This is a genomic window from Kitasatospora sp. NPDC127116, from assembly GCF_042677365.1.
In the GTDB taxonomy this organism is placed as follows: domain Bacteria; phylum Actinomycetota; class Actinomycetes; order Streptomycetales; family Streptomycetaceae; genus Kitasatospora; species Kitasatospora lactacystinica.
In genome coordinates this window covers 18,456-33,053 of the sequence record NZ_JBHXTL010000008.1, presented here as the reverse complement: position 1 = coordinate 33,053, position 14,598 = coordinate 18,456, and the positions used below count along the sequence as shown (strand labels likewise).

General features: G+C 67.7%; 13 protein-coding genes. 8 read left to right on the top strand and 5 right to left on the bottom strand.

What is annotated here, in order from left to right; all coding sequences use genetic code 11:
* Positions 1-53 precede the first annotated feature (53 nt).
* Positions 54-1,031 (bottom strand): hypothetical protein, encoded by a 978-nt coding sequence (locus ACFVHV_RS05185; RefSeq protein ID WP_380348896.1) that lies wholly within the window; start codon positions 1,029-1,031, stop codon positions 54-56.
* A 361-nt stretch (positions 1,032-1,392) separates the two neighbouring features.
* Between ACFVHV_RS05185 and ACFVHV_RS05180 the strand changes: the two genes are divergently transcribed.
* Positions 1,393-2,883: an XRE family transcriptional regulator gene (locus ACFVHV_RS05180; protein ID WP_380348894.1), complete on the top strand. Its 1,491-nt coding sequence runs from the start codon at positions 1,393-1,395 to the stop codon at positions 2,881-2,883.
* A 2-nt stretch (positions 2,884-2,885) separates the two neighbouring features.
* Entirely contained in the window at positions 2,886-3,608 is a 723-nt protein-coding gene (locus ACFVHV_RS05175; RefSeq protein WP_380348892.1) for a haloacid dehalogenase-like hydrolase, read from the top strand.
* A 182-nt stretch (positions 3,609-3,790) separates the two neighbouring features.
* Here ACFVHV_RS05175 and argS read toward each other — a convergent pair whose 3' ends face one another.
* The gene (gene argS / locus ACFVHV_RS05170; RefSeq protein WP_380348890.1) at positions 3,791-5,551 is read right to left on the bottom strand and encodes an arginine--tRNA ligase; all 1,761 of its coding nucleotides are present in this window, start codon (positions 5,549-5,551) and stop codon (positions 3,791-3,793) included.
* A gap of 371 nt (positions 5,552-5,922) precedes the next feature.
* Here argS and ACFVHV_RS05165 point away from each other — a divergent pair, with 371 nt between their 5' ends.
* A complete protein-coding gene (locus ACFVHV_RS05165) occupies positions 5,923-7,704 on the top strand; it encodes a hypothetical protein (RefSeq protein WP_380348888.1) in 1,782 nt (593 codons plus the stop codon).
* 199 nt (positions 7,705-7,903) lie between these two features.
* On the opposite strand, the gene ACFVHV_RS05160 is transcribed toward ACFVHV_RS05165, so the two are convergent.
* Positions 7,904-8,218 (bottom strand): hypothetical protein, encoded by a 315-nt coding sequence (locus tag ACFVHV_RS05160; RefSeq protein ID WP_380348886.1) that lies wholly within the window; start codon positions 8,216-8,218, stop codon positions 7,904-7,906.
* A 356-nt stretch (positions 8,219-8,574) separates the two neighbouring features.
* Here ACFVHV_RS05160 and ACFVHV_RS05155 point away from each other — a divergent pair, with 356 nt between their 5' ends.
* From ACFVHV_RS05155 to ACFVHV_RS05140, 4 genes are read left to right on the top strand one after another with little or no spacing between them, the layout of a single operon-like run.
* On the top strand, positions 8,575-9,348 hold the full coding sequence (locus tag ACFVHV_RS05155) for a pyridoxal-dependent decarboxylase (RefSeq protein ID WP_380348884.1): 774 nt from the start codon (positions 8,575-8,577) through the stop codon (positions 9,346-9,348).
* The gene (locus tag ACFVHV_RS05150; RefSeq protein ID WP_380348882.1) at positions 9,345-10,151 is read left to right on the top strand and encodes a hypothetical protein; all 807 of its coding nucleotides are present in this window, start codon (positions 9,345-9,347) and stop codon (positions 10,149-10,151) included. Before ACFVHV_RS05155 ends, ACFVHV_RS05150 begins: the two co-directional genes overlap by 4 nt.
* Positions 10,144-10,878, top strand: a complete 735-nt coding sequence (locus ACFVHV_RS05145) for a sulfotransferase family protein (protein ID WP_380348880.1) — start codon at positions 10,144-10,146, stop codon at positions 10,876-10,878. Before ACFVHV_RS05150 ends, ACFVHV_RS05145 begins: the two co-directional genes overlap by 8 nt.
* Positions 10,875-11,405 (top strand): adenylyl-sulfate kinase, encoded by a 531-nt coding sequence (locus ACFVHV_RS05140; RefSeq protein WP_380348878.1) that lies wholly within the window; start codon positions 10,875-10,877, stop codon positions 11,403-11,405. Before ACFVHV_RS05145 ends, ACFVHV_RS05140 begins: the two co-directional genes overlap by 4 nt.
* A gap of 7 nt (positions 11,406-11,412) precedes the next feature.
* Here the strand turns inward: ACFVHV_RS05140 and ACFVHV_RS05135 are convergent, their stop codons facing one another.
* Both ACFVHV_RS05135 and ACFVHV_RS05130 read right to left on the bottom strand, forming a co-directional pair.
* Entirely contained in the window at positions 11,413-12,270 is an 858-nt protein-coding gene (locus tag ACFVHV_RS05135) for a methyltransferase domain-containing protein (protein ID WP_380348876.1), read from the bottom strand.
* A gap of 257 nt (positions 12,271-12,527) precedes the next feature.
* Positions 12,528-13,445: a helix-turn-helix transcriptional regulator gene (locus ACFVHV_RS05130; RefSeq protein WP_380348874.1), complete on the bottom strand. Its 918-nt coding sequence runs from the start codon at positions 13,443-13,445 to the stop codon at positions 12,528-12,530.
* A 399-nt stretch (positions 13,446-13,844) separates the two neighbouring features.
* Between ACFVHV_RS05130 and fabG the strand changes: the two genes are divergently transcribed.
* On the top strand, positions 13,845-14,549 hold the full coding sequence (fabG, locus tag ACFVHV_RS05125) for a 3-oxoacyl-ACP reductase FabG (protein ID WP_380348872.1): 705 nt from the start codon (positions 13,845-13,847) through the stop codon (positions 14,547-14,549).
* Positions 14,550-14,598: the final 49 nt, after the last annotated feature.

Genomic DNA, 14,598 nt, shown 5'->3' with positions numbered 1-14,598 from the left:
CGAGGTCGACCTCCGTGTGGGGAGAAGGTGGGTAGTGGACTGGGGTGAGGCGATCAGGCCAGTGCGGTCGCCCGGCCGATGAGGGCCTGTTGCCGTGCGGTCAGCAGTAGTTCCTCCGCCCGGTCCGGCGAGTCAGCGACGAGGCTCCACGGCGCCCTGGACGCGAACTGGCCGAGCGCGGTGAACACCTCGACGGCGGCTTCCATGCGGGCCGACGCCCACAGGGCGTGGGCGAGGTAGCTGAGATCGGCGACCGGCCATGACCCGGGCTCCGAAGCGGACCAGCTCTCGTACGCGCCCTGAGCACGGGAGAAGTGCGGCTCCCGTAGCCACTGCCGGAGCACGATCGCGTTCCGTCTCGGCTCGCTGCGGTAGTGGTCAACCGACAGGTACAGCGGTAGCGCGGTGAGCGGCGACCCGGCCGGTGCCGTCGACAGGACGACGTTCACGAAGTCTGCTGCCGCCGGACGGTAGACCTGCTGCCAGTAGCGCAGCATCCGGTGGTGAGCTTCCCGGTTGCCGGGATCGCGCCGCAGCACCTCGTCGAGCAGCCCCCACGGCCCGTCCGGAAGCATTGGATCTGTCGAACGCCGCTGGTGCTCGGGTCGGTGCCTGGCACGGTCCAACACGGCCAGGGCGAGCAAGCACACCCACGGCACGGGATCCGGAGGCAGCGCGTTGGAGGCGGCCCAGCACGATTCACGCGCTGCCTGCTCCAGGCGGCCGGCCTCAGGCGAACCGGCGTCGGCCGCGGCCAGGGCGTGCTCGACCGCGACCCGCGTCCGCAGGATGGCGAGCCCCGGGGCGCTGGGTTCCTCCCTGGCCCAGCCGGCGAGCACCGTGGACCGGGCGGCCACCAGAGCCAGAACCTGCGTCCGGGAAGTGCGACGCCCCCACTCCCGCTCGGTTGCAGCAAGCAGCTGTCCGGTCGACCACCAGCGTCCGACCCTCAGATCGTCCACCGCGGTCCGGAGCGAATCGTCCAGGCCAGCGGGGTGAAACACAGGCCGGGCCAGAGACGCAGCGATCATGGGGCGAACCTTCCATCGTGAGCATGACAGTTTCAGCAGGCCGGACTCGCGAGTTGCTCACGCGGGGCGCTCTTCGAGCTCTTCCAGGAGGTGATGCGGGGTCAAGCCGATTGGGCGGTGCGGGCAGGTACACCGTCGCCGGCTCGCCAGAACCGTCACGGTCCTGGTGGGCGAATGTGATCACTTCACGCCGTGGACAACTGGGCGCCGCAGTAGGGTGCCTGAGAGTGTTCGACGGCGACCATTCGCGTAGTCATATTCGCGCAGAAATATGATCACGAGCGGTCGCCTGCGGGGGCCAGCCTCCCGCAGACTGGAGGGGGCGCGGATGGGGGCGCGGCGGTGTGAACGCTGTGAATGCATGCTCAGCCGGTACAACGATGACGACACAGTGTGCGGCCCGTGCGCGCGCACGGCTGCCGAGGCGCCGTCCGAGGCCGTTCCCCTGTGGGTGTGGCGCGACGCAGTGGTGCGTGACCGCCTCGCCAAGCTTGACTTCGGCGGGCTGAGCAAGCGCCTGCGGGAGATCATTCCGCTGCGCCAAGAGGATCTGGCTGGGATCACCGGACTGACCCAGGGCTACCTGTCGAGGCTGGAGGCGGGACGGGTGCAGCTGACCCACATCGACCGGATCGTCGAGTTCCTCAACTCGATTGGGGCTCCGGCCGATCTGGCAAGGTTCCCGCTACGCGCGACTGCAACCCCATCTGCCCCGGAAGGAAACGTCAGTTCACTTCCTGCTCACGACGACATGGCCGAGCCGTGGACGGCCCACCGTATGGTGGCGGCACTGCACGACGCGATGCGAGGGGAGCCTGCCACCATGCCGACGCGTCCGAATCGCCGCCAATTTTTACTGCTCGCCGGAACGGCCCTCTCCGCCTACATCCACCAATGGAGCATCGCCGACGCCGAGCCCCTCGAACGCGCGCTTGGCGGCGCGCAGGTGACCCCGGCGCTCGTCGATAGCTTCCAAGGGACGATCGACGGCCTGCGCACCATGGACGCCAGCGCCGGCAGTGGCATGGTTGCCAACCTCGCCCGCGCTCATCTCAGCGTCCTGTACGAGACGTTGAAGTCGGCCAGCTACACCGAGGAGGTCGGACGGCGCCTGGCCGGCATCGCCGCCGACACCGCAACCCAGTTCGGATGGTTCCACTTCGACGCCGGGCACCATGAACTCGCCCAGCGAGCCCTCTTGGCCGGGCTCCGGGCCGCCCATGCTTCCGGGGATCCCCGTTACGGCGCCGGCGCTCTGTCCTACTTGGCCATCCAGAGCTACTCGGTCGGCAACGCCCGCGACGCCGTGACCGCGATGCAGGCCGCCAGGGAGAAGGTCCGCACCCTCGGTTCCTCGCAGCTGGAGGCCATGCTCTTGACCCGTCAGGCGCGGGGGCATGCCAAGCTCGGGGAGCGCCAGGCATGTCTGCGGGCGCTCGGACCGGCTGCGGAACTGGCCCAGCTCGGCCCGACCGAACAGGACCCCGGTTGGCTCTACTGGATGAACTGGGGCGAGATCCTCGGCCAGACCGGCAGCTGCTACCTCCAACTCGGTGAGCACAGGACCGCAGCAGACCACTTCGAACAGGCCGCCTCCACCCTGAACCCCACCGATCTCAGAACTCGGGCGCTCTTCGCATCGCGGGCGGCCTCCGCACACCTGCTCGCCGGGGACCGGGACGGAGGCTTCATCGCTGCCGATGCCGCTCTCACCCTCGCGGCGAACATCCAGTCGGCCCGACTGGCCGATCACCTCGCACAGACCGTGGACTACCTCCAGGCCATCCCCAGCCAGCGGTCGAGCGAGCTGATAGAACGATCACGACAAGTGATGGCGGCCAAGGAGTTGTGACCGTGACCAGCACCGTGCTCGTTCTGTGGGACATCGACCGCACCCTGGTGTACGTCGGCGAGACGGACCGCGCCGTCTACCGCGCGGCGTTCCGCCAGGTCGTCGGCCGCGAAGCGACGAAGCTCCCTGAACGGGGAACCGGCCGCACGATGCCGCTGGCGGTGCGGGAGCTCCTCGCGGCCAACGATGTCGACCGCGACGACTTCGAGCCGTTTGCAGAGCAGATCGTCGCGTTGCTGCCCCAACTTCTTGCTGCCAGGGCCGAGCAGCTACGCTCCGACGGCCTCCTCATGCCCGGTGCGGCTGCCGCGCTCGCAGCAGTCGATGCCCATCCGGACCTTGTACCCACCGTGGTCACCGGCAACTTGCAGCGCAGTGCGGAGATCAAGCTCCGTACCTTCGGTCTGGATCGGTACGTAGACCTGACCGTTGGCGGGTTCGCCTCCGACGACTCCCACCGGCCGGCCCTGGTGGGCATCGCCCAACGGCGGGCTGCCGCCCGCCACGGAACTCTCTTCGACCGGTCGAACACGGTGATCATCGGGGATTCGCTCGAAGACGTGCGGACCGGAGCGGAAGGCGGAGCAGGCGTGGTCGCCGTCGCCTCCGGTACCACCACGGCCGACCAACTCGTCCAAGCCGGGGCAGACCGCGTCCTCGGCAGCCTGTGCGAGCCGCAATCCGTGCTGCAGGCGATCGCTGAGCTCACCAACTGCCTTCGGTAGGAGTCCGCCTCGCACAAAGCCCGTACGGTCCCAGCCGCGGCGCTGCCGTGGAGAGGAAGCGCGACTGTCGGTACTGCTCCGAGGGACTCTGCTCGGCTTGGCCGAGATCTTCGGCGAGGCCGCGAGCAGGCGGCCCGGGACTGGCTGTCCCGGGCCGCCTGCCCGTCGTCAGTGGATCGGCTCTACAGCTGCTCGGGGGTTCCGATGCCGAGAAGGTCCATGCCTTGGCGGAGGGTCTGGCCCGTGAGCTGGCAGAGCAGCAGCCGAGTCTCCATGATCTCCCTGGACGAGGCCTTGAGGACAGGACAGTGCTCGTAGAAGGTGGTGTACGCCGACGCAAGGTTGTGCAGGTAGGCACAAAGGCGGTGGGGCTCGAAGGTTCCAGTCACCTGGTTGATGGCGGCACCGAACTCGTCGAGGAGGAGACCGAGCGCGCGCTCGGCGGGCTCCAGGGCGAGGCCTTGGTGAGCGGCCGGGACGACGCGCTCGGGGGCCTTGCGGAGGATGGACTGGATGCGCGCGTAGGCGTACTGGAGGTAAGTGCCGGTGTCGCCGTTGAGGGAGACCATGCGGTCGGCATCGAAGACGTAGTCACGAGTGCGCGAGGTCGACAGGTCGGCGTACTTGACCGCGCCGATGCCAACCTGCTTGGCTCGGTCTTCGAGTTCCTCGGTGGCGAGTTGAGGGCTCTTCTCCGAGACGACGGTGCGGGCTCGGTCGACGGCTTCGTCGAGGAGGTCCATGAGGCGGACGGTCTCACCAGAGCGGGTCTTGAACGGTTTGCCGTCCTTGCCGAGGACGGTGCCGAAGCCGAGGTGCAGAGCGCGGACCTCATCGGGGAGCCAGCCGGCGCGGCGGGCGGTCTCGAAGACCATCTGGAAGTGAAGGGCCTGGCGGGCGTCAACGATGTAGAGGAGCTGGTTGGCGCCGAGCATGCCGACGCGGTCGCGGATGGCAGCGAGGTCGGTGGTGGCGTAGCCGTAGCCCCCGTCACTCTTCTGGACGATCAGCGGGGTCGGTTCGCCGTCAGGCCCCTTGATGTCGTCGAAGAACACACACAGGGCGTCGTCGGAGCGGACGGCGACGCCGGACGCTTCGAGGTCCGCGCACACGTCGGCGAGCATCGGGTTGTAGTAGCTTTCGCCGACGGCGTCGGCGTCTTCGAGGAGAACGCCGAGGCGGGCGTAGACGGCTTCGAAGTAGACCTTCGACTCGTCGACCATGCCTTGCCAGGACGCGACGGTGTCGGCATCGCCGGCCTGCAACTCGACGACGCGTCGGCGGGAACGGTTGGCGAAGTCGGGGTCGCTGTCGAACTTGGCTCGTGATGCCTTGTAGAGGCGGTTGAGGCGGGACATCGACGGGCCGGCCTCGACGGTCTCGCTGTCGTCGCCGAGCTCGTCGGGGTGCTCGACAAGGTACTGGATGAGCATGCCGAACTGGGTTCCCCAGTCACCGAGATGGTTGCGCCGGATGACCTTCTCGCCGGTGAACTCCAGGGTGCGCACGAGCGCGTCGCCGATGATCGTGGATCGAAGGTGGCCGACGTGCATTTCCTTGGCGATGTTCGGCTGGCTGTAGTCGATCACCGTGACGCCGGGCTCGGTGACACTGTGGACACCCAGCCGGATGTCCACAGTACGGGCGGCCAAGCGCTCCAGAATCGCGCTGTCGGTGACGGTGACGTTGATGAAGCCCGGGCCGGAGATTTCCAGCTTCGCGACGATCTCGTCTACGGGCACGTGTTCGAGGACGCGGGTGGCCACCTCGCGGGGGTTGGCCCGTAGGGGCTTGGCGAGGCTCATGATGCCGTTGGCCTGGAAGTCGGCGCGGTCGCTTCGTCGGAGCTGGGGGTCGCCGTCCGCGGCGTCGGGGAACGCAGTGGAAATCGCCTGAGCAAGGCGCTGCTGCAGCGCGTCGGCGATGGAGGTGACCGTAGCCATAGAACGAAGGACCACTTCTGTGAGAGGGCGGATCCGCGAACGAGCCGCGGGAGTCGCACAGCAGCCGCACCAGGTGAACGGTTGGCGCCGTGCGCCGATTATCCCATGCTCCCTGAGGGCGAAGGCCGATTAAGTCCAGCTGGCGACGGCATCAGGCACTGTCAACAGGAGGAATAAGCAGTGAACTTGAATGATCATCACTACCTGGCACTCGCCATTCCGCTCTGCGTGGTCCGCGCGCAAGCGGAAGTCGGCGGTCGAGTCCACGAATTCGATCGAACGCACGGTGACGAAGCGGCTACGGTGGCAAGCCTGTGTGCGGCGCTCGGGAGGGGAGTGCGGTGAGCAGGGTCGTGAGGAGTGCGCGTGAATTGGGGAAGCTTGCGGCGTCGGTTCGGCAGCTGTACGACGGGGGAGGCGAAGGGGTCGCCTTCGATGGCCTCGATCTCGTCGACGTCGGTGGGCAGGTGCGTCGTTTCCGGTATCGCGGGCGTGATCTTGTGGCGAAGCTCCGGCCGCTTGAGGCCGCGCGCTCCGAACGGGCCCTCGCTGCCGAGGCCGCGCGCCGTCTGGGCCGGCTGGTGGTCAACGGGTTCGGGATCGTCAAGGTCTGCGTCCCTGAGCTGGTTCCATTGCCCGGGCGGAGGGCTGCGCTGGTCTCCCCGTATCTGGGCACACGCATGTCCGCCGAAGACGGCGGGGTGATCGGTCTCTCCGCACCCGTCATCGTCGGCCTGCTGGTGGCCTTGCTCGATCGAGGAGTCGAGGCGTCGGGGTGCGTGCCACGGAACATGTTCCGCCGGGTGGGCGAGACCGTGCTGATCGACTGGGAGGACGCGCTCCTGGTGCCGGCCGGTACCGCTCCGGACGAGCTGACCCTGATGAAGTGGGACATCGCCTGGTCCGACCTGCTCGGGCGTGATCTCAAGTTACGGGAGCAGATCCCCGTTTCGGCGCCGGACCGGGAGATGGAGCTGGACGGCTTCGAGACCGTCCTCGCGGGATGGCTGCTCCCGGCCATGGCGCGGCGGGACGTCCGCGGTTACGGGATCGGGGTGACGCTCGCGAGTGAACTTCCCTTGGGGAAAAACGGATCGGCGAGCGCTGCATCGCTGGGACACCTCGCTGAGGATGTCCTTCCCCCGGGGCTCGGCGTCTTCCACAGTGTGCTGACCGCGCGCCTGCGCGAGCAGTGCGGCGAGGATGCCTACGCGTTCCTGCTCGGGCAGTTGGAGAGCCTGGTCTCCGGCCGGCAGTCGGCCACTCCTTCACTGGAGTTGGAGGGGTTGAGACGGACCTGGGTGCTGGCGTTGTTCTCGGCTGCCGAGACATGCCTCATGCCCGTGTCGGGGTTGCCGCTGGACCAACTGGCCGCGCAGTTAGAACGGTTGGCCTTCACGAGCGGTTGGGCGGCGGCATGCGAGAGGGCCGCGGCGGCTGCGGAGATCACCGGCCGGCTCGCTGCCGTCATCCTTGCCGTCCTGCTGCTCAACGAGGAGTTGGACCTGCTGTTGCGGGGATCGTGCGCCCAGGGTGTGGTAGCCCGTGGCAGTGATGTCGACTTCGAGCTGAGCTCGGCCGAACACCCTGACGGCCACCGGCCGGTGGAGGACCTGCTGATCGAAGTGCTCGCCTGCCTCGGGTTGGCGGCCGAGGGATCCGCCGCGCGCCCGGCTGAGAGCGACCTCGTCAGTACGGACAATCGCACAAGCCGCGACCTGCACGAATGGTTGGAGCTCCGCCGACCCGGCTCTGTATTCCAAGACCCCGGCTGGACAACGGACTTGCTGCTCCCGCCGTCCGCAGGTACTGTCGCTCGCCCGAGCCAGTACGAACAGCAGGGCCGCGAGAGCACTGCCAAGTACCTGTGGTTCGAGTCCCGGGCCGCGTTGGCGCGTCTTGCCTTCACCGCCTCGGACATCTCTCGGATGCCTGTGACTCTTGAGGGGCAGCTCGCTGTCATCCCGCAGGTTATCGGCGCAGAAGACGCGGCCGAGCTGCGCGATCTTGTCCATGCCACCTTCTCCCTGCGGGAGAGGTCTGGCCTGGCGCGCCCGCCGGAGGACCAGGCCATGGGCGAGATCGCCCGGCTCGCCGACCGGCTGGACCGATTCCGCCAGCGTGTTGGACTGCCCGGCCCGAGAGACCTGTGAATTCGGTACCGCCCCGATCCGCACCATTCTCGACCGAGAGGTCCACCGTGATCAGTGACGCGATTCCACTCTCCACCAGCGACACAGCGCACGTCTTCTTCGCGGACGGCTACGTCTTCCACGTCCGCGGGGGCCAGATCACCGCCCCGGGCGAGCCGTGCCCGTGCGCCGGCCCGGAGGCGGTCCACCAGGTCACGGCCTACCGGGAGGCGTACCCGCAGGCCCAGTTGTCCCTGACCGACCAGTGCAACATGGCCTGCACGTACTGCTCGTTCCGCGACCGGGTCCACGCCGACGGCAAGCCCGTGACGATCCCCCTGGAGACGGTGGTGCAGGGGCTCGCCACCCACCGCAAGCAGCTCGGCGAGGAGAACGCGCGGTACAGCCGGATCGACTTCGGGCTCGCCGGCGAGACGATGCTGGTGCGCCACATGCACGAGGAGGTCCAGGCCCTGGTGGAGGAAGGCCTGGCCACGTCGCCGGTCAGTGTGGTGTGGGCCGGGCCGATGGTCACCAACGCGACGCTGTCGATGACGGCCGCACTCGCCGACCGGCTCGGCCCGCCCCAGGACATCAGCCTCGACGGTCCCAAGGACGTCCACGACCGGGTCCGCTTCTACACGGGCGACCGGGGCGGTACCTACGACCACGTGCGGCCCGTCCTGGACCGGGTGCTGGCCCGCCACCCCGACATGGGCGTCTCCGCGGTGCTGACCGCGTACTGCACCGACTTCGTCGCGATCTTCCGCCACCTCTTCGAGGACGTCGGCGCCCGCAACATCTACATGAAGCCGGTCAACGCCACCCACGACAAGGACTTTGCGCTCAACAGCGCTACCTTGCCGGCCTTCCGCCAGGGCTACGCAGATCTTGTCCGAGAAACTCAAGATCCAGCTCGCAGGCATCGAACGCGCCGACTCCGTTGCCCTCGACCCGCACAAGGGCCTGTTCGTCTCCTACCCCTCCAGCTACGCGCTCTTCCGCGACCCGGCCACGCTCGGCCGCTTCGCCCGCTACCCGGACCGCGCCGACGACCCCGACTGCCTCGACCTCGGGCTGATCACCCCGTTCTACGGTTCGCGCGGCTTCGAGTCACTCAAGCTCTGGGCCCTGATGAAGCACCAGGGAATCGACGGTATCGGCCGGCTCGTCGAAGGCCGGCAGGCCGCCTACCAGCGGATGGTCGACCTGCTGGAGCGCACCGGCAGCTTCCGCATACTCGGCACGTCCGACTTCTACCGGTGCGCGTTCGTCTTCCTCCCCGATCAGGTCGCCCACGCGCTCCAGGAGACTTACAGCCGGCCGGAACTCCACCCAGCGGTGCGCGCGCTCGTCTCCCGCTACACCGCGGCCTTCGCCGACCGCCTCTACCGCAGCGGCGCCGTGGTCTTCGACCTCTTCGCCCTCCAGGACCTCGCCGACCGCATCGGACTCGGCACCACCGCCAAGTACCAGGTCATGGGCATGTGCGTCGGACATCCCCACATCGCCGAGAAGGTCGAGCACGACATCGAGCAGAGCATCCTCGACCTTGCCCAGGAGCTGACCGCCACCATGTTGACCGACGCCCGCACGATCCTCACCGCCCCGGCGCCGTCCGACGGCAGTGCCGCGGCGGGCGTGACCGGACCGGCAGGCTGGTGAACACCGTGACCTACCCGCCCGCGTTCACCATCGCCTACCTCGTCCACAGCGACGTCGAGCTCCTGCGCCGCACCATCCCCGCCACGCTGGACGCCCTGACCCGCGGCACCCGCCACCCGTACGACCTGGTCCTCGTCGTGGACGGTGCCGAAACCGCACCGATCGACGAGATCACGGAACTCGCTCACGCCACCTGGGGATTCGATGAAGTGCGGCTACGCTGGCGCACCCGCCACCGGGCCTCCGGCGATCAAGCCAACAACATCCACACCCACTTCGTCACCGACAAGAGCCGATTCCTGATCACCATCGAGGGCGACGTCGTCGCCTTCCGCGACCCGGGCGCCACCGACGTCCTCGCCGAGATCGCCGACACCTTCGACCGTTGCCCCCAACTCGCCCTCGCCCAGCGCATCGACGACCACGACTGCTGGCAGTGGCAACTCGAAGAAACCGGCCCCGCCCTCAGCACCAGGGCCCGCTCGGTCAACCGGGTCTCCTCCCACTTCCTGATCTACGAGACCCACCGGGCGCGGCCCGTCATGGCCGCGGCCGGCGGCATCCCCGGCGACCGGTTCCACGACGACGGCCAGAGCTGGATGAACTACGAGGACTGGCTCTCCCACACCTTCGCCCACCCGGCCGGGCCTGGCATCGGCTACCTGCACCAACTGTCGCTTCGGGTCTTCCATTGCGACGAGAAGACCGTGCCCGGCTCAGCCCACTACCGCCGAGACCTCGCGACCCGCCTACGCGTCTTCGCCGAACGCGAGCAGCAGGCGAAGGAGGACTTCCGTGCCTGACGACCGCCTCGTCCCCGCACCCGTTTTCATCCTCTCCCCGATCCGCTCCGGGTCGACCCTGCTGCGCTGCCTGCTCGGCTCCCACCCTGACGTCTACGCCCCGCACGAACTCCACCTCGGCGGCCTTACCGTCACGGTCGACGACGAGTTCACCGACCTCGCCATGCGCACCCTGAACCGCGACCGCCAGGACCTCGAACACCTGCTGTGGGACCGACTGCTGCACCGCCAACTCACCGAAACCGGCAAAACCGTGTTCGTCGAGAAATCCCCCGGCAACGTCTTCATCTGGCGGCGGCTGGTCGGCTGCTGGCCCGACGCCCGCTACATCATTCTGCGCCGCCACCCAGCGGCCATTGCCGACTCCATCCGCCGCGCCGGCGACGCCACAGACCTCGCCGAAGCCGCCGTCACCGTCGATAAGTTCGCCACCGCCCTCGATGAAGCCGCCGACAACGTCCCCACCTCCATCAGCGTCACCTACGAACAGCTGACCGCCGAACCGGAAGCCACCTGCAAAGCACTGTGCCAGTACATCGGCATCGCCTGGGATCCTGCCATGCTCGACTACGGGCGTCACGACCACGGTCCGTTCATCTACGGCATCGGCGACTGGTCCCCCCAGATCGCCTCCGGACGCATCCAGGACGCCACCCCGCCTCCCCTCGCTGTGGCAATCCCACCGCTTCTCCAGCGCTGGTGCCAGAAGTGGGGCTACCCGGCGTGAACCAGATACCCGCTTCTGCGGTCTTCTGGCTCATGGGCCTGCCGGCCTCGGGCAAGACCACCCTCGCCCGCCGACTCCTCGCCCACCTCCAACCCGAGCACCACGATTGCGGTCTCTACGACGCCGATGAGCAACGGGCCACCGGAATCCTGCGCGAACTCGGCTGGTCCCCAGAAGACCGCATCGCCACCATCGAGGCGCTCTCGCACGCTGCCAGCCAGCACTTCGTCGGCATCGTCACGCTCGTAACCTCCACGCCGACGGAACGACGGCTCGCCGCTGTCCTCCTCGGCCGACGACTCCACCTCATCCACGTCCGCGCACCCGAAGAACTCCGGTACGCCCGCGACGCCCTTCGACCCTCACCTGCCTACCGTGCGAACCCCGCACCTGACGCACCAGAGCTCTCCTGGACGGAACCCGAGCATCCGGCGCTCACCCTGAACACCACCGCTCCCTTCAACGTCTCGGTGAAAGCCCTCTGCTCCTTCGCCGACAACGTGTTACAGGGCAGCGCCGACCAGTAGACGGCCGTCACGCGGCAGCGGGACGGCCCGGTGCGCAGTCACTTTCAGGTCCGGGCAGAACGCCGTCCCGCACCGGCGGATCGACGTTGCTGGTCAACCGTTCTTCGCGAAGACGTTCGGCGACCGCGATGAAGGCCAGCTCCGAAAAGAAGAACCCGCCCAGGCGGTCTGCCTCGCACACCGCTGCGTACCACTGCTCGACCTCGGCCGCGCTGACTGAACCCCGACCATGCCTGGCGGCGGACAACGTTGCCTTCCGGATCTCGCCGATCCGGTCCTCCGCGTGCCCCGACAGTTCGGTCGACCATGTCAACAACGGTTCGACGCTCACCAGCCTCAACGGGCTCCGTGCGAGCAGCAGCCCGAGTTTCCGGCCGATCCGCCCGTCCGAGTGATCCATCCAATTCTGCGCATCGTCTGCGAAGGTGTGGCAGAGCCGTCGATCAAGGTCTGCATCCGCGCCGGCGATCACCAGGGAGTCGAAGTCGACGTGTGCGAGGATCGCCCGCCCGCCCGGCCGCAGGATCCGCGCGACCTCGACCAGCATCCGCTCCGGGCGAGGCAGGCACTCGATGGTGTTGTACGAGACGACGATGTCTGCGCTCTCGTCCCCGCACGGAAGCGGGGTACGCAGGTCGGCTGCAAGCGTCACCACTGGACCGCGGTGCGTTTGGAGCTCCTGCCGCGCTTGCCTCAGGAACGCGACGGACCTGTCGATCCCGATCAGCGTGGCCTCGGGAGCCATCCGGCTCAGCGCGAGAAGCGTCGGCCCGGAACCGCAGCCGAGATCGACGACCTGGCTGTGGGCCGTCGGTGCGATCAGCTCGGCAAGTCGGGAATGGATCGCCTCGGCACTGTCGGACACGACACGACCCCATCCTCTCGTGGCCCGCCTGCGTTCCGGCGACAGCCCATCTAAGACATGTACGCACAATATGCGACAAATGAGACCATGTCCTTCTGGCAGTAGTCGCATTGGCGTGTGCGCATTGACAGGGGATCCTGCTCTTGTCTCGGCTGGCACTGCGCCGCAGTGCCAGCCGAGGGCCTTGCGCCTGTGCTGTCCGGTAGGGGGTCGAGTGGGCTGTTCTCGCAGAGTGCGACGGCCGGCAGCGCGTGCCATCACTGCCAGTCTCGTTTACTCCGGCATTCACGGTTGGCCCCCCGCTTTCCAAGTCTTCGGGCCTTGGTCGCTTGCGGCGCGGCAGTGGCGGCGCGCCGCAAGCCGCTATACGCCGTGGAAGGCGACGATGAACCGCAGCTGTCTGTTCGCAGCGGGGCCAGGGCCATGATGCGGACGGGGACCTCGCCGGCGCCGCCGTGCGGAATTCGCATGTGCCTGATGTCGCCGTCAGGGTGCTCGTAGAAGTCGTGCCGGTCCCACAGCTCCTGGGCCTCGGGGCAGCCCTGCAAGATATCCGCGACCAGCTTCTTCAGCTGCTCGTTGTCGGGGTATTGGGCGGCGGCAGTGCGGATCTGGGCGAGGAAGGGGACGGCCCAGCTCTCCTTCCAGTTGACCAACTGCTCGCGGGCTCCGGGGTAGAGGAACGCCCATCGCATGATGTTGCGCTCGTAGACCCAGGGGTACATCTCGCGGGACGGATTGTTGTGCGCCACGACATTCCAGGCGACATCCGAGATGTACGCGGGGTGGGGGAGCATCTTGTCGAGAAGGCGCTGCATGTCTGCGTCCATGGCCGCCATGGCGTCGGGCTCCGTGTCTCGTGGGGCGGGGGCGCGCCCAGTGGCGTGGTGGTACAGGGCGAGGCGTTCCGCATCATTGAGCCGGAACGTGAATGCCAGACGTTCGAGAATTGCATCGGAGAATTGGGCGGATTCTCCGGCTTCCAGCTTCGAGTACCACTTGACGCTGATTCCAACCAGTCGGGCGACCTCCGTTTTGGAGAGTTCCCGCGTGCGGCGGGTAGGGCTTGTGACCAGACCGGGGATGGAGTTGGGATCTGTCCGCTGGCGCCAGCACTGGACCATGCTGGCGAGCGTCTGATCGCGAGCCGCAAGGCGCTCGAAGTCGGTGCTCATGGCAACCGATTCTAGGCATTGCCGACAGGCGGGTCGGCGCCGATAGGCGTGTGGGGAAAGCCACATCAGCGCAATCACGACATTGTTGTTTGTCTTTCAACAAGTCGCTGTTCTGGAGTGATGAATCATCATTTGACCATGTGTTTGAGGTGGGTGTGTGACGAGCAGTCAATAGCCTCCGACCGTCTCCGAGGTGGCGAAAATTGGGGCGTCGCGGAAAATATCCATTAAATTACACTGAGTTATCTACGCGCGTAGTCTGGAACTCTGAGTTCGCGAACTTTCACTTCCGGAACTGGCACTTCTGGAAGTGAGAGTTCCAGCCGGGGGCTGGCAGGGTGAGGGCTGCCGGGCTGCGGACGGAGCGCTCGGTGACCCGCACCACGAAGGAGAGCTCCCATGTCCCGCTCGGCCCTGATCGTCGGAGGTAGTCGAGGTATCGGCCTCGCAGTCGCGCAGAGGCTTGCCGCGGGCGGCGCCACCGTGGCGGTCGCCTCCCGTAGCGGGCTCGCCCCCGAGGGGCTCCTCGGCGTGGAGTGCGACGTGACGTCCACCGAGTCCGTCGACGCCGCGTTCACCGCGGTCGAGGCCGCCCAGGGACCGGTCGAGATCCTCGTCGTCAACGCCGGCATCACCCGGGACGCGCTGCTGCTGCGCATGTCCGAGGACGACTTCGACGCCACCCTCCAGACCAACCTGGCTGGCGCCTATCGGGCAGCCAAGCGCGCCGCCAGGGGAATGCTGCGCGCGAAGCACGGCCGGCTGATCTTCATCTCCTCCGCCGTCGCTATGACCGGCGAGAGCGGACAGGCCAACTACGCCGCCTCCAAGGCCGGCCTCGTGGGCTTCGCCCGTTCCCTGGCCCGCGAACTCGGTCCGCGCGGTATCACCAGCAACGTCGTCGCCCCCGGCCTGACCGAAACGGACATGACTGCCGCCCTCTCCGAGGCCCAGCGCGAGGCCCTGCTCCAGCGGGTGCCGCTCGGCCGCATGGCCCAGCCGGAGGAGATCGCCGCCGCGGTGTCCTTCCTGGCGAGCGACTCCGCTGCCTACCTGACCGGGGCAATCATCCCCGTTGATGGCGGCGCAGGCATGGGGCACTGACCCGCTTGCCGGGCCTGGGCGCACGAGCGGATGTCCAGGCCCGGTGCAC